The organism is Gluconobacter sp. Dm-62 (genome assembly GCF_018256155.1).
Taxonomy (GTDB): domain Bacteria; phylum Pseudomonadota; class Alphaproteobacteria; order Acetobacterales; family Acetobacteraceae; genus Gluconobacter.
This window is the reverse complement of record NZ_JAERLY010000015.1, coordinates 1-24,735: the sequence shown is the minus strand read 5'-3', so window position 1 is coordinate 24,735 and position 24,735 is coordinate 1. Positions and strand designations below refer to the sequence as shown.

24 protein-coding genes, 1 tRNA gene and 1 other RNA gene are annotated in these 24,735 nt (G+C 59.8%); 12 read left to right on the top strand and 14 right to left on the bottom strand.

Annotation, left to right across the window (positions count from 1 at the left end; translation table 11 throughout):
• Positions 1 to 43 precede the first annotated feature (43 nt).
• On the top strand, positions 44 to 196 hold the full coding sequence (locus JK202_RS12710) for a DUF3309 family protein (protein WP_077803360.1): 153 nt from the start codon (positions 44 to 46) through the stop codon (positions 194 to 196).
• An 81-nt stretch (positions 197 to 277) separates the two neighbouring features.
• Here the strand turns inward: JK202_RS12710 and JK202_RS12705 are convergent, their stop codons facing one another.
• The 3 genes from JK202_RS12705 to JK202_RS12695 all read right to left on the bottom strand — a co-directional run bounded on the left by JK202_RS12705 (position 278) and on the right by JK202_RS12695 (position 4,565).
• Positions 278 to 1,735 carry a mannitol dehydrogenase family protein gene (locus JK202_RS12705; protein WP_211561626.1) on the bottom strand — a complete coding sequence of 486 codons (1,458 nt, stop codon included), beginning with the start codon at positions 1,733 to 1,735 and terminating at the stop codon, positions 278 to 280.
• Between the two features lie 148 nt (positions 1,736 to 1,883).
• Positions 1,884 to 2,951, bottom strand: a complete 1,068-nt coding sequence (locus JK202_RS12700; RefSeq protein WP_211561624.1) for an aromatic acid exporter family protein — start codon at positions 2,949 to 2,951, stop codon at positions 1,884 to 1,886.
• Positions 2,952 to 2,978: 27 nt separating this feature from the next.
• Entirely contained in the window at positions 2,979 to 4,565 is a 1,587-nt protein-coding gene (locus tag JK202_RS12695) for a Do family serine endopeptidase (protein ID WP_211561622.1), read from the bottom strand.
• Positions 4,566 to 4,690: 125 nt separating this feature from the next.
• Between JK202_RS12695 and JK202_RS12690 the strand changes: the two genes are divergently transcribed.
• The 3 genes from JK202_RS12690 (at position 4,691) to JK202_RS12680 (ending at position 6,196) form a co-directional block, all read left to right on the top strand.
• Positions 4,691 to 5,890, top strand: a complete 1,200-nt coding sequence (locus tag JK202_RS12690) for an Mrp/NBP35 family ATP-binding protein (protein WP_211561615.1) — start codon at positions 4,691 to 4,693, stop codon at positions 5,888 to 5,890.
• Positions 5,887 to 6,042, top strand: a complete 156-nt coding sequence (locus tag JK202_RS12685) for a hypothetical protein (RefSeq protein WP_211561613.1) — start codon at positions 5,887 to 5,889, stop codon at positions 6,040 to 6,042. Before JK202_RS12690 ends, JK202_RS12685 begins: the two co-directional genes overlap by 4 nt.
• A 79-nt stretch (positions 6,043 to 6,121) precedes the next feature.
• Positions 6,122 to 6,196, top strand: a tRNA-Thr gene (locus JK202_RS12680).
• A 635-nt stretch (positions 6,197 to 6,831) separates the two neighbouring features.
• Here JK202_RS12680 and thyX read toward each other — a convergent pair.
• On the bottom strand, positions 6,832 to 7,743 hold the full coding sequence (thyX, locus tag JK202_RS12675) for an FAD-dependent thymidylate synthase (RefSeq protein ID WP_211561611.1): 912 nt from the start codon (positions 7,741 to 7,743) through the stop codon (positions 6,832 to 6,834).
• Positions 7,744 to 7,837: 94 nt separating this feature from the next.
• Here thyX and ssrA point away from each other — a divergent pair.
• The 3 genes from ssrA to JK202_RS12660 all read left to right on the top strand — a co-directional run bounded on the left by ssrA (position 7,838) and on the right by JK202_RS12660 (position 9,325).
• Positions 7,838 to 8,165: a transfer-messenger RNA gene (gene ssrA, locus JK202_RS12670) on the top strand.
• 98 nt (positions 8,166 to 8,263) lie between these two features.
• Complete coding sequence (locus JK202_RS12665) at positions 8,264 to 8,839, top strand: SspB family protein (RefSeq protein WP_211561609.1); 576 nt, start codon at positions 8,264 to 8,266, stop codon at positions 8,837 to 8,839.
• A gap of 93 nt (positions 8,840 to 8,932) precedes the next feature.
• Positions 8,933 to 9,325, top strand: coding sequence for a VOC family protein (locus JK202_RS12660; RefSeq protein ID WP_211561607.1), 393 nt, complete (start codon positions 8,933 to 8,935; stop codon positions 9,323 to 9,325).
• Positions 9,326 to 9,361: 36 nt separating this feature from the next.
• Here the strand turns inward: JK202_RS12660 and JK202_RS12655 are convergent, their stop codons facing one another.
• The 3 genes from JK202_RS12655 to JK202_RS12645 form a co-directional block, all read right to left on the bottom strand.
• The gene (locus JK202_RS12655; RefSeq protein ID WP_211561605.1) at positions 9,362 to 9,580 is read right to left on the bottom strand and encodes a hypothetical protein; all 219 of its coding nucleotides are present in this window, start codon (positions 9,578 to 9,580) and stop codon (positions 9,362 to 9,364) included.
• Positions 9,581 to 9,663: 83 nt separating this feature from the next.
• Positions 9,664 to 10,461: an ABC transporter ATP-binding protein gene (locus tag JK202_RS12650; RefSeq protein WP_211561603.1), complete on the bottom strand. Its 798-nt coding sequence runs from the start codon at positions 10,459 to 10,461 to the stop codon at positions 9,664 to 9,666.
• Positions 10,462 to 10,465: 4 nt separating this feature from the next.
• Positions 10,466 to 11,335: an ABC transporter permease gene (locus JK202_RS12645; protein WP_211561601.1), complete on the bottom strand. Its 870-nt coding sequence runs from the start codon at positions 11,333 to 11,335 to the stop codon at positions 10,466 to 10,468.
• A gap of 207 nt (positions 11,336 to 11,542) precedes the next feature.
• Between JK202_RS12645 and JK202_RS12640 the strand changes: the two genes are divergently transcribed.
• From JK202_RS12640 to JK202_RS12630, 3 genes are read left to right on the top strand one after another with little or no spacing between them, the layout of a single operon-like run.
• A complete protein-coding gene (locus tag JK202_RS12640) occupies positions 11,543 to 12,910 on the top strand; it encodes a lytic transglycosylase domain-containing protein (protein WP_211561599.1) in 1,368 nt (455 codons plus the stop codon).
• A gap of 56 nt (positions 12,911 to 12,966) precedes the next feature.
• On the top strand, positions 12,967 to 13,515 hold the full coding sequence (locus JK202_RS12635) for a peroxiredoxin (protein WP_211561597.1): 549 nt from the start codon (positions 12,967 to 12,969) through the stop codon (positions 13,513 to 13,515).
• A complete protein-coding gene (locus JK202_RS12630; RefSeq protein WP_211561594.1) occupies positions 13,512 to 14,099 on the top strand; it encodes a DUF1643 domain-containing protein in 588 nt (195 codons plus the stop codon). The genes JK202_RS12635 and JK202_RS12630 overlap by 4 nt, the downstream gene beginning before the upstream one ends.
• Before the next feature lie 25 nt (positions 14,100 to 14,124).
• On the opposite strand, the gene JK202_RS12625 is transcribed toward JK202_RS12630, so the two are convergent.
• Positions 14,125 to 14,754 (bottom strand): POTRA domain-containing protein, encoded by a 630-nt coding sequence (locus tag JK202_RS12625; RefSeq protein ID WP_211561592.1) that lies wholly within the window; start codon positions 14,752 to 14,754, stop codon positions 14,125 to 14,127.
• Between the two features lie 300 nt (positions 14,755 to 15,054).
• Between JK202_RS12625 and JK202_RS12620 the strand changes: the two genes are divergently transcribed.
• Both JK202_RS12620 and JK202_RS12615 read left to right on the top strand, forming a co-directional pair.
• Positions 15,055 to 16,611 (top strand): carbohydrate porin, encoded by a 1,557-nt coding sequence (locus JK202_RS12620; RefSeq protein WP_211561590.1) that lies wholly within the window; start codon positions 15,055 to 15,057, stop codon positions 16,609 to 16,611.
• A 148-nt stretch (positions 16,612 to 16,759) separates the two neighbouring features.
• Positions 16,760 to 19,003, top strand: coding sequence for a TonB-dependent receptor (locus tag JK202_RS12615; protein WP_211561588.1), 2,244 nt, complete (start codon positions 16,760 to 16,762; stop codon positions 19,001 to 19,003).
• 88 nt (positions 19,004 to 19,091) lie between these two features.
• On the opposite strand, the gene JK202_RS12610 is transcribed toward JK202_RS12615, so the two are convergent.
• The 6 genes from JK202_RS12610 to JK202_RS12585 form a co-directional block, all read right to left on the bottom strand.
• Positions 19,092 to 20,648 (bottom strand): carbohydrate porin, encoded by a 1,557-nt coding sequence (locus JK202_RS12610; protein ID WP_211561585.1) that lies wholly within the window; start codon positions 20,646 to 20,648, stop codon positions 19,092 to 19,094.
• A 219-nt stretch (positions 20,649 to 20,867) separates the two neighbouring features.
• Positions 20,868 to 22,367: a peptide MFS transporter gene (locus JK202_RS12605; protein WP_211561583.1), complete on the bottom strand. Its 1,500-nt coding sequence runs from the start codon at positions 22,365 to 22,367 to the stop codon at positions 20,868 to 20,870.
• A 36-nt stretch (positions 22,368 to 22,403) separates the two neighbouring features.
• The gene (locus JK202_RS12600) at positions 22,404 to 22,553 is read right to left on the bottom strand and encodes a hypothetical protein (protein WP_211561581.1); all 150 of its coding nucleotides are present in this window, start codon (positions 22,551 to 22,553) and stop codon (positions 22,404 to 22,406) included.
• Between the two features lie 4 nt (positions 22,554 to 22,557).
• On the bottom strand, positions 22,558 to 23,469 hold the full coding sequence (locus tag JK202_RS12595; protein WP_211561579.1) for a DnaJ C-terminal domain-containing protein: 912 nt from the start codon (positions 23,467 to 23,469) through the stop codon (positions 22,558 to 22,560).
• A complete protein-coding gene (locus tag JK202_RS12590) occupies positions 23,466 to 23,624 on the bottom strand; it encodes a hypothetical protein (RefSeq protein ID WP_211561577.1) in 159 nt (52 codons plus the stop codon). The genes JK202_RS12595 and JK202_RS12590 overlap by 4 nt, the downstream gene beginning before the upstream one ends.
• Before the next feature lie 47 nt (positions 23,625 to 23,671).
• Entirely contained in the window at positions 23,672 to 24,619 is a 948-nt protein-coding gene (locus tag JK202_RS12585; RefSeq protein WP_211561576.1) for an alpha/beta hydrolase, read from the bottom strand.
• Positions 24,620 to 24,735: the final 116 nt, after the last annotated feature.

Genomic DNA, 24,735 nt, shown 5'->3' with positions numbered 1-24,735 from the left:
TCCAGAAGCGTAAAGCAGTCTCAACCGGCAAGAGAGATGTGCCATGGGACTGATCCTTCTTGTAATCCTGATCCTCCTGCTGATCGGTGCGCTGCCATCATGGCCGTACAGCTCAAAATGGGGCTACTACCCATCCAGCGGCCTTGGCCTGATCGTGGTCATCGTCGTGATTCTTGTCCTCATGGGACAGATCTGACCGTTATCTCGAAGATTTCTTCATAAAAAACACCGCGCCCTTTACGGGACGCGGTGTTTTTTATGTTTTCGAAAGTGGGATTCAGGCCGGAATGGCGGCCTTCACACCCTTTTCGCGGATCACCTTACGCAGAGCGATGACCTTCTGGTCGAGCTCCGAGGTGTCCAGATCGCGCCAGCCATCGAAGGCGGGGAGCTTGAGGGCACTTTCAAAATCATCAGCCTTGGCCAGCTTCTTCTCGGCTTCGCCGTAAGTCGGTTCGGACGATTCATACGCCCCGCCCTTTTCGTCCCGGCCACGGAGCATTTCCAGATAGGACGCAATCCCGAATGCGATCCGGGACAGGTCACGCTTGCCTTCGATCGCCCGACGTACGGTTTCTGTCCAGAATACCTGAACCTTGGAACAGCCGTCGCTCGCAATCCGTAGCGTCTGATCGGACATCGCGGTGTTGGAGAAGCGGCTGATGACGCTGTCCCGGTAGCCTTCAAGCGTCATGCCAGCGGGGGCCTTCAGCGTCGGGATGACATCCTTGTTGAGATAGTTTTTCAGATTGCCGAGCAGTTCGCTGTCTTCGATCGCTTCGTCCACATTCTCATACCCGACCAGAATGCCGGGGAAGCAGAGCGTGATGTGACCGGCATTGAGCATCCGGATTTTGACGTGTTCCCAATCAGTCACGTCATCGACAAGCTGCACACCTGCCTTCTCAAGCGGCGGACGGCCATCGGCGAACCGGTCTTCCAGCACCCACTGGTGGAAATCTTCAGCGACGAGCGGCAGGTCATCCGCCAGTCCGCTGGCTGCGTTCAGTTTCCTGGCGATTTCTGAGGAGACGGTCGGGGTGATGCGATCGACCATGCCGTTGGGGAAAGTCGCGTTTTCCTCGATCCATTTTGCCAGTTCGGGATCACGTGCTTTCGCATAGCCGAGGAATGCCTTGCGGGCGACATTGCCGTTATGGCGCAGGTTGTCGCAGGACATGACCGTAAAGGCCTTGTTCCCGGCATCACGACGACGACGCAGCGCCTCGACGACGTATCCGAAAACGGTTGATGGCTTTTCCGGATTCTGAAGGTCAGCTTTTACTGCCGCATTCTCCAGATCGAATGCCCCGGTCTTCTCATTGATATTGTAGCCGCCTTCCGTGATCGTCATGGAGACGATGCGGATGGCCGGATCGACCAGATGCTTCAGCACGGCTTCCGGATCGGCCGGGGCCAGCAGGTAATCGCGCAGGGCACCCATGACGCGCACCGTGCTTCTGCCGGACGGGGCTGTTTCCGTCAGGGAATAAAGGCAGTCCTGCGCCTTGAATTCTTCAGCCTTTTTCTTCGAACGGTCGCTGCCTGTCAGGCCAACACCGACGATGGCCCAGTCCGGTGCGTGCTCAAGGATCTGTTCGACATAAAACGCTTCATGCGCCCGGAAGAAATTGCCCACTCCGAAATGCACGATCCCCGGCTTGATCCCGTCGATGTCGTAGGGAGGAGCCTGGACATTGGCAGGAAGAGACTTGAGGGTTTCGCGCGTAATCATGGAATTCTCCGTGGTTTCGGGCCGGTCGCTGACGGGGACCGACAAGGCCGGGCATGTGCCATCATAGCCCCTGAACAACGTAAAAGCCGAATGACGGTTTCAACAGCAGCCTGTTTGCAGTCCTGACAACGGCTGCTGAAAGACCGTGTCAGAGCCCTTTTACGGCGCTGGCGTCCTCACGCATGATGACCCCGACGGCGCGTTCCAGATCCTCGCGGAACAGGGACATCACAAAGCGCATTTCAGGTCGGGTCTGCTCTTCCAGACGGGGCAGAAGATCCAGGATTTCCTCGTCTTCGGATTGCTGTTCGTGCTGATTGCTTCTGGCGGCGAGTTGCTCTTCACAACTATGTGCCAGCGCACGAAGCGCGTGGCTCAGTCCTTTGTACAAGGGCAATAATCCCGTATTTCCTGCTGCACGGCCCGTCGCGATGGCACGCGCGACAAGCATCGTGTCGTTCAACAGGCGCCGCATGAGGCGCGGGAGGGCGGCCAGAACAGGATCGCGCTTTTCCAGCTCCTTCAGGCGCTCGCGCCGGGCCTCGGTTACGGCATCTTCCAGCTCGGCCAGCAATGCCACACAATCATCGTTCTGGCGTTCGATGGCCGCCCATCCAACATCCTGGTCAAGCGCGCTCTTCAGAAGTTGATCCATGCGCCGCAACAGACGCGCGGCTGTATGAAAGGCCTGTTTGCGCGCGCTGCTGTGCAGGATGAAGAAAGACACGACGATCGACACCGCCACGCCGACCACGATTGCCAGAAGCCGCGTGATCATGGGCAGGAACGGGCTGCCCTGGCTGGGAAACAGGTACACGATCATCAGCGTGATACAGGCAAAACGCAGCGTCGGCTGGATGGCTGTCAGGAACACCAGCGGGGCCAGCATGATCCAGAACGGAATCCAGCGCAGGCCCGTCGTGATTTCCAGCACCACCGCGCAGACACCCGCCAGCGCGCCAATCAGCGTGCCGCTGATCTGATCCCGTGCCGTCGTCATGGTCTGGCTGATGCTGGACTGGGTGACGATCAGCGCCGTCACCAGCGCCCAGATCGTTTCCTGCAGATGCATGAGCGAACCCACGATCCACGCGACCACAACCGACACCAGAACGCGGATGGTCTGGCGGGTTGCGGGGCGCATTACTTCGCGCCATCTGCTGTTTCGGGGCGGCACGGACAGCCATTTCCGGCTCAGGCGTGTCAGGACATTCATGGCAGGTTTCAGCGCAGGGGGACGGCCTCAGTTCCCAAGGAAGGGCACCGGCACCCAGCGCAGCCCGTCATCATCCTGAACCAGCAGCAGCACTTCCGTCTTCTTGCTTTCATGCAGACGCTGCACGGCCTTGGCAAAATCATCCGGTGTGTTGATCTGGTCCTGCCCGACCTGCGTGATCACGTTGCCTTCCGCAATACCGCGCGATGCGGCGGGGCTTCCGGCCTCAACACGAGAGACGAGCACACCGCGCTGGTCGTCGGTCAGGGCGTATTGTGTCCGGGCGTCCGCATCGATCGCACTGACCGTCACACCGATTTCCCCCAGAGCCGCATGACGGTGTTCCGGCTGGTGCGTATCCGAAGGTGGCATATCCGGCGGCGTGGGCGACTGGCCGAGCGTGATCGGCAGCGTCTTGAGCGCACCCTTGTGCCACACCGTTAACTGCGCCTGCGTTCCCGGCAGAATGGAGGCGATGATGCGCGGCATGGTCTGGCCGGTCACGTCCTGATCGCCGACGCGGGTAATGATGTCGCCGACCTCAAGCCCGGCTTTCGCGGCCGGACCTTTCGGATCAATTTCCGAAATCAGCGTGCCCTTGCCGTTGGAGCCGTCGGCTTTGTGGAAATCGAGCGTCTCGGCGATGTCGTTCGTCACATCCTGGAATTTCAGCCCCATCCAGCCACGGGAGACATGCCCCGTGCGCCGAAGCTGGTCGATGATCCCACGTGCGTCATCGGCCGGAATGGCGAAGCCGATGCCGATGGAATCGCCGCCCGCACCGCCATAAATCAGTGTGTTAATGCCAATGACTTCGCCAGACAGGTTGAACAGCGGACCACCTGAGTTGCCACGATTGATGGCGGCGTCGGTCTGAATGTAATCATCATACAGGCCATGTTCGACGTTTCGTCCGCGCGAGGAAATGATACCGGCCGTCACGGTGCCGTTCAGGCCGAAGGGGTTGCCGATCGCCAGAACCCAGTCGCCGATCCGGGCCTTGTCGCTATGTCCAAGCGGAACGGTCGGGAGCGGATGCTTCGGCTTGACCTCAAGCACGGCCAGATCGACCTGACTGTCCCGGCCTACGATCCGGGCCGGCATTTCGGTCCCGTCCTGTAGCGTGACGCTGACCTGATCCGCCCCTTCAATCACGTGATTGTTCGTCACGATGATGCCGGACGCATCGATGATGAATCCCGACCCCAGCGCCTGCTGACGACGCGGCGGATGGTTCGGGGCGGGCTTGTGCTTCATGTAGTCATGAAAGAACTTTTCCAGCGGCGAACCCGGCTGGAACGGAGGCACCTGCGGGCCGTCCGGATCGCTGAAATCCGGGCCCTTGTCGTCGTTTTTCGAAGGCTTGAGAACCGCTGATGTCGAGACGTTCACGACAGACGGCAGCAGCCTGTTGGCCAGATCCGCGAAGCTCGACGGCACGGAACGCGGTGCGGGTGTCGGCACCGAAGACGGCTGGTTTGAGACCGGCGAAGCACTCTGGGCAAAAGCCGGAGCAGCACTGACGCCCCATCCCGTAGCAAGGGACATGGCCAGACCGGAAACAGCAAGACGGGCAGCACGACGGGCGCCGGAACGGGCAGACAGGTTTTTCATACCCGCACGCTAACGCAGAACGTGGCCCTTCGTCACCATCCTGCCGTTCAGGATGCGTTTTCGACCCGGCCATGCTAGGCTCAGAGTCCTTTCCAATACGATATTTTCCCTGATGAGAGCCTGGCATGACTGACACCACGCCCCCGAACGACATGCCGCCCGGCTCCCCCGAGACGAATGCTCCCAATGCCGAAACCCGCATCACCGACATTCTGAAAAGCGAGCAGGACGGTCAGGGTTCGAACGTTCTGTCCTTTGCCGCGCTGGAGAGTGTGTCTGTTCGCAATGGCCACGCGCATGTCTCTCTGGCGACGTCACGTGACAACGCTTCCCGCGTGGAACCCCTGCGGCCGCGCGTCGAGGCGGCCATTGCGAGCCTGCCGGGCATCACGGGCGCCACTCTGTCCTTCACGTCTCACCGGCCGGCCACGCTCGCCGCGGCCAACGCCCCTGCTCAGGGGGGCGGACACCGCCCTTTCAATCTGGGGGACAAGCGCCGCAATGCCGCGAGCCGACACGCGCCCGAGACACTGCTGCCCGGCGTCAAAGCCGTCATTGCCGTTGCATCAGGCAAGGGCGGTGTTGGCAAGTCCACCACGGCTGTCAATCTTGCGGTCGGCCTTGCGCGGGAAGGCCTGAAAACCGGACTTCTGGACGCGGATATCTACGGCCCTTCCCTGCCCCGGATGCTGGGACGCAACACCCGCCCTGAAGTCGTGGATGGCACGATCCTTCCCATCGAAGCCTGGGGCCTGAAGAGCATGTCCATCGGCTATCTGGTGGATGAAAACCAGGCCATGATCTGGCGTGGGCCGATGGTCATGGGCGCGCTGACGCAGTTTCTGGGTGAAGTCGAATGGGGGAAGCTCGACGTTCTTGTGATCGACATGCCGCCCGGCACTGGAGACGCCCAGTTGACGCTGGCCCAGAAGCTCGGCCCGAAGCTGGCTGCCGGTGGGGCGGTTATTGTCTCCACGCCTCAGGATATCGCGCTGCTGGATGCGCGGCGTGGCGTGGCGATGTTCGAGCGGATGGAAACCCCGATCCTCGGCGTCGTCGAGAACATGTCCTATTTCTGCTGCCCGAACTGCAACCATCGCACGGAACTGTTCGGGCACGGGGGCGCCAAGGCCGAAGCCGAAAAGATGGGAGTTCCGTTTCTGGCTGAGATCCCGCTTCTGGCCGATATCCGCGCCAGCGGCGATGAAGGCACCCCGATCATCCTCTCCGCACCTGAGAGCGAAGCGGCCCAGGCCTATACGAGGCTTGCGCAGGCCGTTACCCGCGCGCTGTCCTCCCAACACAACACGAAAGAGCGGTCATGATCCGTATTCTCTTGATTGGTGCCTGCCTGACATTGGCAGGATGCTCCCAGACGGTCACGCATCGGGGCCTTTCGCCAGACGGCTACGGCTTCACCAAAGACTCGCAGCACCTCCCGCCACCGGCAGACCTGATCACACCCATCCCGCACTAAATTCCTGGTCAGCAACAAAGAATCGTTCTCCGGCGCTTGACCTGATACGCCCGGACATGGAAAAAGCCCCACTGCCGATGCCGGGTTAGCACAGTGGTAGTGCAGCGGTTTTGTAAACCGAAGGTCGGGGGTTCAAATCCCTCACCCGGCACCAGATTTCTTTCAGAACATCTTCACGTTCTCGCATGAGCTGAAAATGACGCTCTGGCTGAGGTCGTTCGTGCAATCGCTTGCAGTTTCCCTGCAGGAGCAAAAATCATCTCCCGCGATCAGTAATGCACAAGTAGTGGATTTGCGAAGGGTGGAATGTGGGTATTCCGAAAATCTACTTGACAGACTTGGAGCGGAATCTCGTTTTTCTCTGCGATTCGTAACGGAAATTACCGCCTGAAATCAGAGACTTATTTTTCCACGGGCGCAGGAAAGAACGAATCGGAACCCTCTGAACAAGCCCCGCCACCTTGTGGATAACTCTGTTTGTAAAAAGATTGGGCCGGGATGTGACGAAATTCACATCAACCGGGCATGAATCTCTCATAAAGCCTGTTTGGGTAAAAACAGATTAGAGACTCCGTCTTTACTTACCTTTTACAGGGCCAAATCTTTTATGACGCTGGCCAGAAAAAATGGATGGCAATAGACGCAAGAACAAGACTTCCGGCCACCACAGACCAGAATAACAGATTGGGCGGTTTTTCTGATTCACCTTTAACGGGATTTGCCGCCTGCGCTTCGCGCGCTTCGAGCATCAACCGTTCAAGATCGCTTCCGGCTGGGCCGGGGCCAGGTTCAGGATGCACCATCCAGAACCGCCACCATTTCCGACCACTCGCGCTTGGTCAGTCCCGAGTTTTCCTGCGTTACCGTCTCGCCGGCCAGACGCCGACGCACCACTTTCAGCATTCCGGCCGAAAGCGTGAACGCGCCAAGACGATATTCCTCGAAAGCGGCGGCGGTCGCAGGGACCCAGGCCTTGAGGATCTCGATCATCTTTTCCGCATAGACGCGGATTTCATACTGCGCATGCGGATCGGCCCGAAGGGCGAGGAAGTGCATCAGATTGTGCAGGTCGATCTTCCAGTACCACTGCGTATAGGTATTCAGTGTCAGGTTGATGCGTGCGAGTTCACGTGCCAGCCCCGTGCCTTCCGGGTTCAGCAGGCTCTCATAATCGTCGTAGCACTGGCTGGCATCCCGACGCAGGATCTCCAGAACCTCATGCGCGGTATCAGCATCCAGGGCGTCGCTGCGTCCCTGACGGTTTGAACTACTCTGCGCGGCAACCTGATCCATCGCGGGCAGATAGAATTCGCGGTCCAGAATGGAATAGCGCGCCGAATACTCATTCACGCTCGCCATGCGATGGCGGATCCACTGACGCGCCACAAAGACGGGCAGCTTCACATGGAACTTGATTTCGCACATTTCGAACGGCGTCGAATGACGATGGCGCATCAGATAGCGGATCAGCCCGGCATCTTCGGACACCTTCTTCGTGCCGCGGCCATAAGACACCCGTGCTGCCTGCACGACGGCGCCGTCGTCGCCCATATAGTCGACGACGCGCAGGAAGCCATGATCCAGCACCTCGAAAGGTGTGAAAAGCAGGTTTTCCATCGCCGCCACGGTCGGACGGGACGTGAGCTGGGGTTCGCTGCGCTGAGCTTCGATCTCGGCGCGCTGTTCGGATGTCAGTGCCATGGCGGCGGCTTTAGCATGGGCTTTCCTCCCCCGTCATCCGAATGAATCGGATTGACACGATTCCGGGCGCTTAATTTTTTTCGTGACCGCCTTTTCCCTTGCGAGCGACCAGCAGCACTCCTATGTTCATTAATGCAAGGGGTTCGTCCCCGGCTATGGCGATAAACGGTAAGTGGAATAAGTGTTGTGGACCCGGGGGCAGTGCCCGGCGTCTCCACCATAGAAAAACCCCTCGCAAAAGGGGTCTGTGGGGACGAAACAGGCTCGACGCGCACGGTAAAGACTTATCTTTTGCCCGGTATTGTACCACCGTCATCGGGCTAAACTTACAAGTGCCAACGATAACTCAGAGGTGCTCGCTGTCGCTGCATAAGCGATAAGCGCGGTTCGGGAGGGCACCGGGCAACAGAAGCCCTCCCACCTCATCATGTCCCCGACATTCACAACAAAGACGGCTTGCCATCCGCGCCGGTCTGTCGCATCCCTGATGCAAGTTGACCGAAACATCAGGCTTGCGACCATGAGCGACGACGATCACAACGGCCAGGACGGCTTCGAGCACGACCTTCCCGAGAGCCTTCTTCCCTATGACGACTGGGTGGAAGACGCCTATCGCGAAGTCATGCTGCGTGCGATCGAGCATGTCGCGGCGGAAGGCCTGCCGGGCGCCCACCATTTCTATCTGACATTCCGCACGAACCGCCCGGACGTCATCATCCCGGCCCGTCTGCGCGCGCAGTATCCAGAAGAAATGACCATCGTGCTGCAGCACCAGTTCTGGGATCTGGCACTGGACCGCGACAAGGGTGTGATTTCCGTGGGCCTGTCCTTCGGTGGCGTCGGCAGCATCCTGTGCATCCCGGTGAACGCCATCACGGCATTCGCCGACCCGCATATCCGCATGGCGCTGCGCTTCAATCATTCACCGCTTGAAGATGATGAAGACATTGAGATCCCCGACGGGGCCGTGGAGCCTGACGATATCGATCCGGCCCATCATCCGGACGTCCAGCCCGACACGGCATCCGACGACGATGTGAAGAAAGATGCGGAAGTTGTTAGCCTGGCGGCCTTCCGCAAGCGTCCTCCGACCTGAGGGCGCTTCTTCCGGGATGTCGTAAAACGGATTAGCCAGACAGTGTTTCTCCGGCCTATACTGGCCGGAATGTCGCTCTCATGAGGGATCCCCATGCGTTTCACCGTCGATCGCCTTGACCATATCGTGCTGACTGTCCGGGACCGGACCGTGTCTGCATCGTGGTATCAGCGTGTTCTGGGGATGGATATCGAGGAATACGGTCGCAACAACCGTGTTGCCCTGAGCTTTGGCGGCCAGAAAATCAACCTGCGCCCTGAAGGCTCCGAGGGCTGGGATACAGCGGGGGATGCGGCGCCGGGCACATCTGATCTGTGCTTTACGACAGCCATCGCCAGCGAACATATCATCCGGCATCTGGAAAAATGTGGCGTGGAGATCGTCGAGGGGCCTGTGGCGCGTCTGGGCGCGCTGGGTCCGATCACGTCCGTCTACTGCCGCGATCCCGATGGCAATCTGATCGAGCTCGCGTCCTATAGCGGCTGAGGACGGAAAAGCTTCTGCCCTTCCGCCCTGTGTTTGTTACCAGTTCTTGGAAATCAGCCAGAATTCTTCGGATGTCAGCGTGATGGCGTTGCAGTCCTTCGTCTCGGCGGCAGCCTTGGCGAGGGCATGAATGCGTTCGATCATGATCGTCTTGCGCTGATGCGCTTCAGACGTTTCCTTCACGGTTGATAAGGTCAGCAGAGCGGACTCGGACGCTTTGGCGACACGTGCTGCATCAATGGCGGCATAAGACATGAACTGTCTCCCTGAATGTAAAACCGGGCAGGAGCCTACCTCACGCCCGGCGGGATACCAACTCCACCGCCTGCATGTCTGGCTTAAACAGGAATGACTGCCAGCGCGGCCTCATAGGCGTCCAGCACATCGTCTGCCGGACCGTCCATGCGCACTTCCCCGCTCTCCATCCAGATGATGCGCGTGCACCACTGCCGGAGAATCGAAAGCGCGTGAGACGTCACGACCAGAATGTCTGCTGCGTCGACCATGCCTTCCAGACGGGCCTTGGCCTTGTCCTGAAATTTCTGGTCCCCGGCCATGAACCACTCGTCCATCAGCAGGATTCGGGGGCGTGGCACGGTTGCGAGGGCAAATCCCAGCCGGACAGACATGCCGGAGGAATAAAGCCGGACAGGAAGATCGAAAAATGCTCCCAGATCTGAAAACGCCTCAACGTCCCGCTCCAGCTCCTGTGTTGCAGTACGCCCCATACCCATTCTGCAGGCGAAAAGCTGGATGTTTTCCCGCCCCGTCAGTTCGCCATTCATGCCGGCATTCGGGTCAATAAGCGCGTGGGTATCCCCAACGATGTCCAGAACCCCCTCACCCGTTTCGTAAATCCCGGCCAGGAGCCTGAGAAGGGTCGATTTACCGGCACCGTTGTGCCCGACAAGACCAACCCGCTCGCCTCCGGAAATTTTGAAACTGACATCGGAAAGGGCCTGAACTTCCACGACCTCGGATGAATCATTGCTGATACGCATTCTGCCGCCGACCGCTCCGGTTCGGGCAGCCACCGTACTTTTCGCACGTGCCAGAAGGGTCTTTTTCAGGGAGCGGGAACTGCCATGCAGGACCGGAAAAGACAGGGAGATCTCGTCAAGGTGGATGTGAACCATGATGTCAGATCCAGAATACCAGACGCGCCCGCGTCTTGATGAATGATCGTATGGCGATCGCCCAGAACACCACGCTGAGTGTCAGCGCAATCCCCCAGACCTGAAGGGACGGCAGGTGACCCAGAAGGGGCGCACGCACGATTTCCAGCAGGGGATAGAACGGATTGAGCAGCAGAAGGGAGGCTTTTGCCCCCAGCTGCTGCGGCATCCAGATGATCGGTGTCACATAGAACACGATCTGCAGGAGCGCACCGACGATCGGCGTGATGTCCCTGAACCGCGCGCAGAGCGATCCGAACAGCATGCAGGCGGCAAACCCGTCCAGAGCCCACAGGAGAAGTGCAGGAATGGCCAGAACGGCATTTATCCCGGGCCACAGATGGTAAATGACGAATACGGCGAGCGGGACCACGATATTATGGGCAAACACGATCGCATTGCGGACCACGACGCGGACCGCATACAGCAGGAGCGGCAGCTGTACTGATCGCACCATATCTTCCGCATCGAGGAAGCAGGTGCAGGATTCCTGGATCAGGCTTGAAAGCCCGACGCTCCACAGGGTGAGCGACAGTGAGAGGAAGGGCAGATAGGTCGCGAGCTGCATGTGGAACAGCCGACTGTAGAGCACGCCCATTGAGGCCACCATCAGCGCTGAAGTGATGGTCAGCCAGAACGGCCCCAGAGCAGAACCACGATACCGGAGACGGATATCGAGCCAGCCCAGCCTGACACCCAGCCTCCACAGACGCCGCGTTTCTTTCCAGTCAGCCCAGGCCCTGGCGGCAGGACTGCCACGGGGAGTGTCCCGACTGGTATGCCTGCGCGGCGCTTCGTCCCGGGTGGCATCTGATGCTGGAGAAGGTGCACTCATATCGTCCGCCTACCCGATCCCCCCTGCTCCGGCAAGAAGGCGCGGCAGTGAAGTTCGTATTCGGGAAATGAATCTTCATCACACTCTGTCGCGGGAACAATTCTTCGTCAGAAAATCTGGTCTGTGGAGCCCTTTTTCCTAGTTTCGCCGTAATCCCCGTGTATGCTTGGTCTATTGAGACAAGTTTTCCTCAGGTGCCACGACCCGATGCCCAGACCCGTCTTTCCGTTCCGGACCCCTGTCCGCACCCTGTCTCTCATCCGTGCGGGTGCTGCGTTCGGTCTGGTTGGATTGCTTGCTGCCTGCGCCGGCAACAATGCTGATATGGGGTCGTCTTCGGAACTTCCGGTATCACAGGAAGCGGCCAACTACCGGGCCCATGCAAAATCCTATTATGCCCCCCCGGGTCCTCCCGGCGACCCCTGGGGCCCGTACATTCAGGAAGCCTCCAGTCGCTTCGACGTGCCTGAGGCCTGGATCCGGGCGGTGATGCAGCAGGAATCGGGGGGGCATCTTTTCGATCACAGCGGTAATTTCATTACCTCGACCCCGGGCGCCATGGGACTGCTTCAGCTCATGCCTCCGACTTATGATGACATGCGCCAGCAGCTCGGACTGGGCGAAGATCCCTACGATCCGCATGATAACATCCTCGCGGGGACAGCCTATCTCCGGCAGATGTATGATATCTATGGATCTCCCGGCTTTCTGGCCGCCTATAATGACGGTCCTGGCAGCCTTGACCGCTATCTCCGTCGCGGACGACCACTGCCCCGTGAAACGCGCCGCTATGTTGCCGCTATCGGGCCTCATATCGCTGGCATTGCGCCCCACAGCCGTTCCGCCGCAGATCTTCTGGTCGCGCAGCACGATCCCAATTCCCAGGTCATGCTGGCCCAGAATACCCCGCCTGCTGACGTAACACCTGTTACGTCCCCCTCAGAGCGACAGGCTGTGAGCGCAGCCTGGAACCATCGGGAAGCCGCCGAAAGCACGTCTGAGGATGCCGCTGCCGAGCCGGCGCCAGCCACGGTACCCGAAACGGCACCGGTGCAGGTTGCCTCCGCCGCGGGGTCGGAAGCGCCGACAAGCATCAGCGCTGCCTGGGCCGCCCGGGGCTATGCGCCCACGCCTGAGCGCCCTCCCGTCCGACAGGCTTCCGTCGCGGCCGATGACGTCGCGGATAACCGTGTCACGGCCCAGGAAATCCCGATCGGGCATCATCTGCAGCCCCAGCCGATCATGGCTGTCATGCCTGCCAGCCGACCCCAGTACCACATGTCCCTTCCTGCGACGTCCGCGCCGTCACGGCCTGTGGCAGCCACCGGAAACTGGGCTATTCAGGTCGGCGCTTTTGCCAATGCCCGTCAGGCCAGCCTTGCTACATCTGCGGCCCACAGCAAGGGTGGCGTTGTTGTGGCATCCGCCAGATCGCAGGTGGAAAGCGTCAAGGGAGGCCGTGCCCATCTCTATCGCGCACGTCTGACGGGTCTGACGCATGAAAATGCAGTTGCAGCATGCCGTCGTCTGTCGCACGGTTCTCCCTGCGTCGTGGTTCCGCCCGGCGCATATTGATCCGTTCGCCGGGCTGGCTTGCTGGCCCGCTTCTCTGACAGGAATACAAACCCCTGATGCGCCGCTTTCTTGCAACGACCGCTTTCTGCGCTGTCGCCCTCGCCGGCGCCCTGACGACCACTCCGGCTCATGCCGCGCTTGAAACCGGGACCCATGCTCCGGATTTCTCGGCGCCTGCCAGCCTAGGAGGGCACGAGTTCACGTATCATCTGGCCGATGCTCTCAAGACCGGCCCCGTGGTCCTGTATTTCTATCCGGCGGCCTTCACCAAGGGCTGCACAATCGAAGCCCATGAATTTGCGGACGCGATTCCTGACTTCAAGGCACAGGGAGCCACTGTCATCGGTATTTCCATGGATCCGATCGACAAGCTGGACCGCTTTTCGGTCAGTGAATGCCGCAGCGCCTTTGCGGTTGCAGCCGATCCGACCGGCAAGATCACACGCAGTTATGCCGCCAAGATGCCTCTGCTGCACATGGCAAGCCGCACGTCCTACGTGATCGCGCAGGATGGGCATGTGGCCATGAGCTACGCCTCGATGTCTCCTGACGAACATGTCTCACGGGCTCTCGCCGCAGTGAAAGCCCTTAAGAAGACTCCGTGAGTACACGCTCTTTGTCAGCCACCCGTGACCTTTTCGGTCAGCATCATGTCGGCGATTCAAGCCCCCTGAAGCTGGCCGGAGATGTCCGCAGCACTGCTGTTTATGGCGGTCCGCAGGACTGTTATCGTTACACCCTCCGCCGGGTCTGGGATGACAGCCGTCCCATGGTCATGTGGTTGATGATGAATCCGTCAGTAGCGACCGAATTCGGTGATGACCGCACCGTCGCCAAATGCCAGCGTTACGCCCGTGCCTGGGGGTACGGCGGGATGTTCGTTGGTAACAGCTTCGCCTATCGCTGTACGGACCAGAAGCGACTGCTGGAAGTTCCCGATCCTGTTGGGCCGGAAAACGACCACTATCTTCTGGATATGGCCCGGCAGGCAGATCTGGTCGTGCTCGCTTACGGCTCCCCGCAGGCCAAGGGGCTGCGCGCACGAGGGACCGACGTCGCCCGGCTGCTTGGCCATCATGGTATCACCGTCACGGCCCTGCGTCTGAGCAAGAGCGGGCGTCCAGAGCACCCGCTCTATCTGCCCGCAATTCTCACGCCACAGCCGCTCGACCCCGATACGCTGGGCTGAGCGGCATTTCAGGGATCAGGCTGCGTCAGTTCGCAGCCTTCTCCTGTTCGTGGATCGTCCAGACAAGTACGACATGCTGGTCATGGTTCGGGTAGGTCGCCTGCGGCTGGAACGAGGCGCCTACATTCTTGCTCTTGTACAGGGCCTGAATGGCCTGCTGGTCCGCAGAGAGCAGCTCATTTGAAATCGGGCTGCCTGCACGCAGCTTGGTTGCTGCCTCCAGATCCGCTGTCGAGACCTTTTTGTTCCCCTGGAACTCCACTTTGTCCAGCACCAGAGCCGTTGGCTGGACCGCTGCCCCTGCAGCCTGTTCCTCAAGGACCAGCTTGACCGACACGCCCTTGCCGGAAATCCGCAGTTGCTCACCCAGACTGGCTCCGACATTCCGCGACGAATAAAGATCGCCCACCCGCTTCTGTGCGGCACTCAGATCATTGCGCGTGACCATGTCGCCAGCGTGATATCCGAATGCCTGAAGAATATCGGCTGTCGGGACGCGACTGTTGCCCTGAACGGCCACAGTCATCAACTTTAGCGGAACAGTTGATGCCGGGATGGCGGCGAAAGCATGCTCGGTGGTAGTCATTCCAGTGACAGACACCGTGGCGAGTGAAACGCCCAGAAAACTCCGGGCCAGCAGGGAGCGAAGGGACATCTGGCAATCTCCTGTAATGAAAAAAATGAGAAAAACTCTGATTTTTACGCTACAGGACTTCCCGGCTTTGGCAAATCTTCCTCCGAAGCCCTGCCGGAGCAACATCTTTCGGCACAATACGTTCATTACCCTCGAACCCCGGCGGCGCCTCCTTTTCGACACTGGCGCTGCGGGTCCACATGCTTGCGAAACGCGTATCGACTCTGGTCGGATCTCCAGGGGCACATCGCTTTTCAAGGCTCTGGACGACCGCCAGCTTCCCGTTTCACCAACTCACTTCTGAAAGGCCCTGCCCGCTTCATGCCTGTACTCGCTTCTTTCGCCCGGACTTCTTCCCGAATCCGTTCCGAACACCTGCGGTCTGTCCTGATGGGGCTCCTTTCCGTTTCCGCGTTGGCGGTCACCGCCGATCATGCACAGGCGCAGTCCGCGCCTGATCCCAACAGCGCCAAAGCCCGCGTTTCCCGCGCCGCGGCCCTGGCGCCCGCCCCACAGAGCAGCGAAACACCTGCCAATGGCGGGAACAACACCCCCATCATGCAGAACACCGTCTCGGGGTTCGGCCAGACGGCGGGTGACCCGGGACCCTATTTTTCCGCACCCATGGGCACACAGCATTTCCTTGGTGACTGGGGCGGCGTGCAGCCCTGGCTGCTCAAGCATGGCATCCACCTCATGGCGGCCATCAACGAGGAATTTGCAGGCAACGTCACGGGCGGCAAACAGCGCGCCTATTCCGATGCTGGCCAGGTCGGTATCGAACTCGACGTTGACTGGGACAAGCTGGCGGGTATCCGGAACTTCTGGACCCACACCCTTGTCGTCAACGGTCATGGACAGAGCGTCTCCCGCAATTTCGGCGACTCCATTGCGGGTGTGCAGCAGATCTATGGTGCCCGAGGCAACGTGGTGGCCCATATGGTCGCGATGTATGGCGAGGCGACCTTCGTTCATAACCGTATTGATGTCAGCGCGGGCTGGATCCCGGTCGGCAGTTTCTTCGCTGCCTCACCGCTGTTCTGTGACTTCATGAACGTCGCGATGTGCGGCAATCCAGCCCCGAACAAATATACCGAAGGCAACCGTGACTGGCCGTCGGGCAATCTGGGCGCCGTGGTGCGCGTGATGCCGACCATGAACACCTATGTGATGGCAGGCCTTTTTGCCGTGAGCCCGCATTCCTATAACGGCGGTATCTCGGGCTGGTCCTGGGCGCAGTCTGGCCTCGGCAAGTTCTCCACTCCGGTTGAAATCGGCTGGACGCCGCGCTTTGGGCACAACCAGCTTCAGGGCCACTACGTCCTTGGCTATTCCTATGACAACTCGCGCTATGTGAACCTGTACGAGGACATTCACGGCAATTCCTGGCAGGCCACGGGTCAGCCGCGTCGCTACGAAGCCGGCCGCAACAGCGCATGGCTCATGATCGACCAGATGCTGATGCGCAATGGCCCGGGCAACACGAACGGCCTGATCGCCCTTGCCGGCGCGATGTACAGCGATGGCCAGACCGTCGCGATGCGCGACCATGAATGGGCCGGTCTGGTGGATACGGGTTCCGCATGGGGCCGTCCGCTTGATACGGTTGGTGCGATGTACCAGCATTTCGACATGAGCCACACGGCCGCTCTGCAGCAGGAATCGTCTTTGGCCCTTGGCCTGCCCTATCAGGATAACCAGTGGGGCGCTGTTTATGGCCCGCAGAGCCATGAGAACGTGTACGAACTGTTCTATTCCGCGCATGTCGCACGGGCGATGGCGATCCAGCCGGACTTCCAGTACATCCAGCGTCCCAGTGCTACGACGACGTTTCACGATGCCGCTGTTCTGGGCATTCAGTTCACCGTCGTTCTCTGACCTTCAAAACGCATTGAGTTTTTGCAAAGCGGGGCCCGGTCGGGTCCCGTTTTTTTATGTGCGGTTACACTCGGCCACCATAATTTAGTTGCGAATAAATCGCATTATCGTAATAACGCGCCAGACTGTCCATTGTTTCGAGGTTTCCGTGCGCGCATCGCTTCCTGCACCTCTCCTGCGCCCTCTTCGGGTTGCGCGCCTGTCCTGTCTGCTTCTGACGGGAACAGCTTTTCCCGTTCTTGCCGCTGATCCCACACCGACAACGGCTCCAGCGTCCACAACGACCGCTGCTGCCAAGGCAGCTCCAGAGGCACAGAAGCTTACTCCTGATGAAGAAATCGTCGTCCGCGCCAGACGGCGGGACCAGATGCAGGTTAGCAGCGGCGGACAGCTTGGGGCACTGGGCAACAAAAAGGGGCTGGATGTTCCGTTCAACATCCGCAGCTACAATTCCAGCCTGATCCTCAACCAGCAGTCCCAGACACTGGGCGAAGTGCTGGAGAACGATCCGTCCGTTCGCACAACCTACGGCTACGGCAATTTTTCGGAAATGTTCGTCATCCGCGGTTTCGCCGTGAACGGAGACGACGTTTCGATCAATGGCCTGTATGGCATTACGCCCCGCCAGCTCGTCTCGCCTGAGCTGTATGATCAGGTACAGGTGCTCAATGGCGCCAGCGCGTTCCTTAACGGCGCAGCGCCGAGCGGATCGGCTATTGGCGGTAACATCAACCTGCTGTTCAAACATGCAACCAATGCCCCCCTCACCCGCATTACGGGCGACTACACCAGCAGCGCCATGGGCGGCGGGAGCATCGACGTCGGTCGGCGTTTTGGTGAGGACAAGGCTTTTGGTGTCCGCCTGAACGTTGCGGGCAAGAGCGGCGAAGATGCCGTGACGGACGAATACCGCCATTCCACGACACTCGGCGCGGATTTCGACTGGCATGACCGCGATAACCGCACGCGCGTCACCATGGATATCGACTACGAGAACCAGGGGGTGGACGGTGGCCGTCCGGCGATTTTCCTTGGCAGCGCCGTCACATCCGTCCCACGCCCGGTCGCGCCGTCGCATAATTTCGGGCAGCGCTGGGCGTATAACGATCTGAACTACGTCTTCGGCATGCTGAATGTCGAGCATGATCTGACGAAGAACATCACGCTTTATGGCGCCTTTGGGGCCCTGACCAGCAACGAAAAGGGCAACTACTCCAACCCGACCGTCACCGACCCCACCACGGGGGCAGGTACGGCGGGCGCGATGTATGTGCCTTACGATCAGACCAATGAGAGCACCCGCGCCGGCGTCCGCGCCCATTTCCGCACAGGCCCGGTCCGCCACGAAATCAATGCCGGTGGGTCCGGCCTGTGGGAAGACAGCGCCGCCGCCTACACGATGGCCCTGACCCCGGGTACAACCAACATCTACAACACGCCGCAGTTTGCCGCCCCGGCGGAGACCTTCGTCGGTGGCGTCGTCAACGATCCGCAGACGATCAGCCGCACGCGCCTGTACAGTCTGTTCTTCTCGGACACGATGTCTTTCTTCCATGACCGCGTCGCCCTGACAGGGGGCTTCCGGTACCAGAACATGCACATCCTGGGGTACAATTACAGCACGACCGGCCAGGGTGCGATGAACAGCCATTATGATCAGGACGCCATCACACCGGTGGTCGGGCTGGTCATTCATCCGACGCATCGGACCTCACTGTATTTCAACCGGATCGAGGGCCTGTCACAGGGACCGACCGCCAGCGGGAATGTCCAGAATCTGGGCGAGATCTTCCCGCCCTACAAATCCACGCAGTATGAAGTGGGTGCGAAATACGACACGGGCCGCTTCAGCGCCGCCCTCGCCGTCTATGAGATTTCACAGCCCAACGCCTATTCCGTCGCACTTGGCAATACAGGAGAGTTCACGTTCCGCGAAGACGGGCTGCAACGCAATCGCGGCATCGAACTGACGCTCAATGGCGAGATCCTGCCCGGCCTGCGCTTTAATGGCGGCGGCACGCTCATTCAGGCTGATCTACGCCATACGGCAGGCGGTCTTCAGGACGGCAATACGGCCATCGGCGTACCGAACTACACGATCAACGGCAATCTTGAATACGATCTGCCGTTCCTCAAGGGCGCCACGGTCGTGGGCCGCGTGGTCAACACCGGCAAGCAGTGGGTCAACACCGCCAACACGCTGCATATCCCGGTCTGGACGCGCTTTGATCTGGCAGGCCGCTATACGTTCGTGACGCATCACACGCCGGTCACACTGCGCTTTGGTGTCGATAACCTGGCCAACACGCGTTACTGGTCCTCGGCCTTCAACGGTTATCTGATGCAGGGCATGCCGCGGACGTTCAAGTTCTCCTTCACGACGGATCTGTAATCCGTCTCACACCACCGAAAACGAAAAATGCGCCCTCCCTTGCAGGAGCGGCGCGTTTTTCATGTCCGGTCTTTCCGATCGGGACACTTCAGAAGGTGATGCCCGTTTCGAAATCCAGAAGCAGCGGGTTCTTGTAGCGGTTCGTGCCACCTGTGCTCCAGATATACTGCGCACCCGGCCGGATCACGAGCCATGGCGTCGGACGCCAGCCATAGTTCAGCTCGAGGGCATGTTCACCCGAGGGCTTGTAGATGTTGGTGCCACCGGCGGCCTGAACCTGACGCACCCAGTTCGTCAGCTTCGGGTTCACCCACAGCATCTTCATGCCGATGCTGATCGTGTCGTTCGGACGGCTGCGGAACGTGCCCTTACGGGTTACGCCCCAGGTAATGAAGTACGGTGCGACGGACGTACGCGGATCGCCCCAGGTGAAGGACGTGAACAGCGTCGTGCCGCGGTTCGGATCGCCTGCGTCACGCTCCAGCATCCGGTCGAACTGGAACCAGCCACCAAACCGGCCGCGGACCTTTTCGCTTGGCGCCGAAAGCAGATACTGCGCCGGGACGGAGAACATGCTCAGCTTGGAATAGACGTCACTGACTTCGGACGTATCCCAGTAGCCGCCAATCTTGACGTTGGTCTGGAGCGGGCCGCTGTAATCGTCCTTGCCGCCCTGATGCCAGCCCAGCTGGAACGGGATGTAGGTTCCGATGGCGTCGTGGAGGTTCAGCTTCCAGCCGTTATGCGTGTTCGAGATCGTCGGATCGATCGAATACGCGCCGAACTGCACCAGATAATGGTCGTTCCCGGCCGGGTAGAACTTCACCCATGCGCCTGGATGAGCTGTCGGATACCAGCCATAGCCCGAGTTCATCGCGATGGACTGCGGCATGCCGCAAATCGCGTTGGATTCAAACTGGCAGTACTGGCTCATGCCCCAGTAGATGGATGACTGCTCGAAATCGTTCTCGGTGTTGATCTCACCGACCTCGGTCGAGACATACCGGTTCCAGGGCATTTCCCAGGACAGACGCGTCAGACGCACCGTCTCGCCCGATCCAAAGATCTGCTGTGGGCTGTCCATCGCCGGAAGCGTGGCGCCGATGCCAAGGCCCTGACGGGCCGTGATCAGCGTGTGGAACATACCCAGGTTCAGGCCTGTCAGCTTCTTGAGGTTGAAGTCGACATTGATGCCGAACTCATCCGCATAGCGCACGGCCTTCGTCTTGCCGCCCATCGGGTTGCCAGCGCTATCCTCAAGATAGTGTCCGCCGATGTTGATGCCCTTGTCTGTCAGCCAGGTCCGCCAGCCGCCCCAGTCACCGGTCATGGTGCTCTGGGTCAGCCAGTCGTGGAACGATGCCGGGAAGAAACGGTTTTCCGTGGTGTCAGACGTGCTGGCCACCGGCTTAACGCCTGCGGGGGTCGGCTTCACGAGCTGGGGTACGGGAGAAATGGATTTCGTCCGGATCTGCGGCGTGCCCATAGTTGCCGTACTGGTCCGGGCAGCCGCTTTCTGGTGACCGTCCACGATGCCTGCCGGTGTTGTCTGGGCATGTCCGACGGCAGTTATGCCGGGAAGCACCGCTGTCATGGCAGAGGCCATCCACAGCGTTTTCGTCCAACCTTGTCCGAGCTTCCCCATCTTCCAAACCGTCTCCCTGTGACACCAGTGCAGCCGCCCGCGCATGGTTGTGCGGCTGGCCAATGTCATACAGTCCGAAAACAGTCCAGAATAGAGTGCGAGAGACGTCAGTTTTCATAATATGTCGTCATCGACACAGACTGGACACCTGACGCGATTTTTTTATCCTGAGATTTCTCCCGGATTACAAAAAGTTTAACGCTACAGTTTCCGTGGCCTCTATTGCCCGATCACAGTTGCGTGTTCGCGGTCCCATCGCCGAGTCAGGGGCTCAAGGCAGAGCAGGATCACCACAAGTCCCGCTGCAATTTCACACAGCGTCCGGAAAAGCCCGGCATACAGTGAAGTGCCTCCTCCCCCGGCGATCACTTCCGGAGACAGCGCGGCCTGATTGGCGATGAGACTGCCCACATACATGGCAATGCCCCACAGCAGGTAGAGCGCACCCATCATAAAGCCACTCAGCCTGGGGGGGGAGTAACAGGCGACGACGGCCAGCCCCAGACCGATTGTCAGAAGTTCGCCCAGAGACAGGCAGCCATATCCCACCACCATGACCCAGGGAGACACCAATCCGTCGGCATGGGCGGCGGCTGTCCACCATACTGCAAATCCAAGCGCGACCATCGCATACCCAAGGATCATCTTGCGGGCATGGGAGGTCTGCTTCTGCTGTTGTCCCATCCGGTTGTAGAGAAACGCCAGCAGAGGACTGAGCGCCATGATCCACAGGGAATTGAGAACCTGAAACTGCCCCGCAGACATATGAAACAGCGTCAGGCTGCCAATGCGGTAGTCTCCCGAAACGCCACGAAGGGCAAAAAGCGTCAGGGACGTCATCATCTGCTGGTAGAAAACAAGATAGATCGTCCCTTGCAGGCACAGCATATAGGTCAGCCGCAGCCCCGGACGTTCGATTTTCGGTGCCCGCACATAGAGTGCTGCCCAGATCGCTGCGAGGGTCGCTCCCGCTGCAATGACGCAAAGCCGGGCCAGCGTATCGCTGCCGAGGATCCATGCGTTGAAGACAGTCAGCAGGACGAGACCGGCCCCGACCAGCCCAAACCTGCGCAGCGGCACAGGCTGTTTTTCGAAAGCAGGAGTGGTGGCGTCGAGACAGCCGGACCGCAATACGTAATAAAGCAGTCCGATCCCAAGCCCGACGGCACATGTCGCGAATGCAAAAGGCGCGCCATAATGGATCTGCAACCAGGGCGTCAGCAGCATGGAAACTGTCGAGCCGACATTGACGGACATGTAGTAGAGCGTAAATGCAGCGTCGAGCGCGGCGTCATCACCTTTGTAAATCCGGCGTACCAGATTTCCGGCATTGGGCTTGAATAGACCGTTTCCCGTGGAAATCAGCGCCATCGCCACCAGAAGCAATGTATGGGACTGCAACGCTGCGGCCAGAAGGGCATAGCCACCGGTCAGCAGAAGAGCTCCCATGACCGTGGTTCGCCGCGCGCCCAGCACGCGATCTCCAATAAAGCCGCCAAGCAGAGGGGTGATATACGTTAGTGCCCCGAAGGCGCCCATCATCAGATTGGCAGCGACATCGGTCATCCTGAGCTGTTCGACCATGAACAGTGTCAGGACGGCCTGCATGCCGTAATATCCGAACCGCTCCCACAGTTCGATGGCCAGAACGACCGTAAAGGCCTTGCGGCGCAGTCCCGGCGCAGAAGCGCCGACCGGAGAAAAAGAGGAAGCGGTCATGCAGAGCCCGTCAGAAACCAGAAGACGGGCCGCATCTTAGGGCAAATGCCATTCCCCGGCGAGGATCAGTGCGTGCGTACTGATGATGCCCAGAGCCACCACGAAGATCAGCGCCACGATTCCGCCGATGATGTCACTCCACGGCCATTCCGGCAGTCTCGACCGGACGCGACGCACCATCCCCATGTCTTCAGCTCTCCTGCTGGCCGAAGAAGGCCTCCAGCTCGGGGGAGACAGTACCGATATGGACCTGCAACGTCACCAGCAGATCACCGGCCGGATGCTTTTTATCGCCCCCGATCCCACGGCCGGACAAACGCAGGACCTTGCCGCTGTCGGAATGCTTCGGGATCTTGACCGAAACATCCCCCTTGGGGGTCGAGACGGCAATCTTGCCACCCAGAATGGCCGTTTTCAGGTCCAGATTCTGCGTGATGCGCAAATTGCGTCCTTCGCGAACATAGCGGCTGTCGGGTGTGACGGTGATCGTCAGAAGCGCGTCACCGGCCACACCCGGCTGGCCGTCCATGCCTGAACGCCCGGGAGCACCCTTGCCACGCACGCGCAGGGTCTGTCCGTCTTCCACACCTGGCGGGATACGAACTTCGGTATGTCCCCCCTCGCCTAGTGCCAGATCAAGAGATGTTCCCAGAACGGCCTGCTGGAACGAGATCGTCACGGCATAGCGACGGTCAGATCCCTTGGACGCACGACGGCCACCAGAACCGCCCGGCTGGAAATCACCGCTGAAGCCGCCACTGAACATGTCCGAAAAGAAAGACCCAAGGTCCTCCTGATTGAACCCGCCCTGAAAGCCCTGTGCGCCCGGACGTGGACCGCCTGGACCATATCCACCACCGCCGCCGAAGGGGCCACGTTCCTGACCGTCGGCATCGATCTCGCCCCGATCGAAGCGGGCGCGCTTTTCCTTGTCGCCAACAATATTATAGGCCTGACCGACCGACTTGAAGCGCTCTTCAGCCTTCTTGTCGTCCGGGTTGTGATCCGGATGGTACTGTTTGGCCAGCTTCCGGTACGCGCTGCGGATTTCCTTGTCCGTCGCCGTTTTCGAAACGCCCAGTACCGAATATGGATCGCTCATGTCATCTCCCCGTCTTCTTCAGGTCCCTCATCCAGCAGGGAAATCAGGACCGCAATGACTTCATCCTGCGGGAACCCGGCCCGCACACCGTCTGAGATCAGGGCCTGCAGTTTCGGTCGAAGATAATCCTCTGCGGGATGTCCGCCGTCTGCCATGTCTGATCCTCCGTTATTCCCAGATGTGTGATCACACGGGGCTGGGGTCAATGTTTCAGAACAAACTCTGCAATATCAGGCACCACTGCGCCATCGAGCGGGAGCGATCCATCCGCAGATGGAGCAGCGCCCAGATCTGCCAGCGGGTGGATCGCATTCGGCAGCAGGACGACCTGCGCCTGCGGATCTGCCGCTTTCAGCAACGGCAGATCTTCAGTCGGACTGACCTTGCGATCCTCACCACCCTGAACAATCAGAACCGGCCCATGATACGCCTTCAGCAGAGCCGCCGGATCATGATGGAACAGATCGATCATGAAATCCTGCACCAGCGGATGAAACACGCCGCGCAGACCCGGGTGCAGCGTCTGGACATCCACGTGATGGCCGGCTTCGAGCGCATCAATAGCCGCATTGATCTGCGGCAGGACAGTCTGTGCTGAAGGAATGGCGTGAAGCTGCGCCCGCATGACTTCGCCAAGAGGTCGACCGGGCGTGGCCAGAAGGATCAGTCCGCAGATGTCGGCCTGCCCCTGCACGCTTGCCAGTGCGACAAGCCCACCCTCGCTATGCCCTGCCAGCCAGACACACCGTGCAGCCGTTTTGACCCGGATAACCGCAATCCAGCTCCGCACATCAGCGGCATAATCCGCAATCGTGACGCGATTGCCGTCGGCCACGGCCTCTTTGCTGCCAAACATGCCACGCTTGTCGATCCGGACGGACGAAATTCCATGAGCGGCAAGACCATTGGCAATCTGCCGCAGCGTCGCAGGCTTTTGCCCCAGAGCTGAATTCCCGTCCCGGTCGGTCGGGCCGGAGCCGGGGATCATCAATACAACGGGCTTGCCGGTGCCCGCGTTTACGAATGTCCCGGCCAGAGCTCCCTGTGGGCCCGGTGCCGTAATGGCACTGCTTTCAGCCGCAATCGCATGAGATGTCAGTCCGACAACACCAGACAGAAGAACGAGGGAACGAAACATTTTCGACTTCATTCTGCGTCTCCTGTTCAGGCGCATCCGGTATTTTACCGGGTAAAGGCTCGGACGATGGCGTTTTGCTGTTTGACTTCGACGGGGAGCCTTGTGTCGGTGAGGGCTTTGCCCTGCCA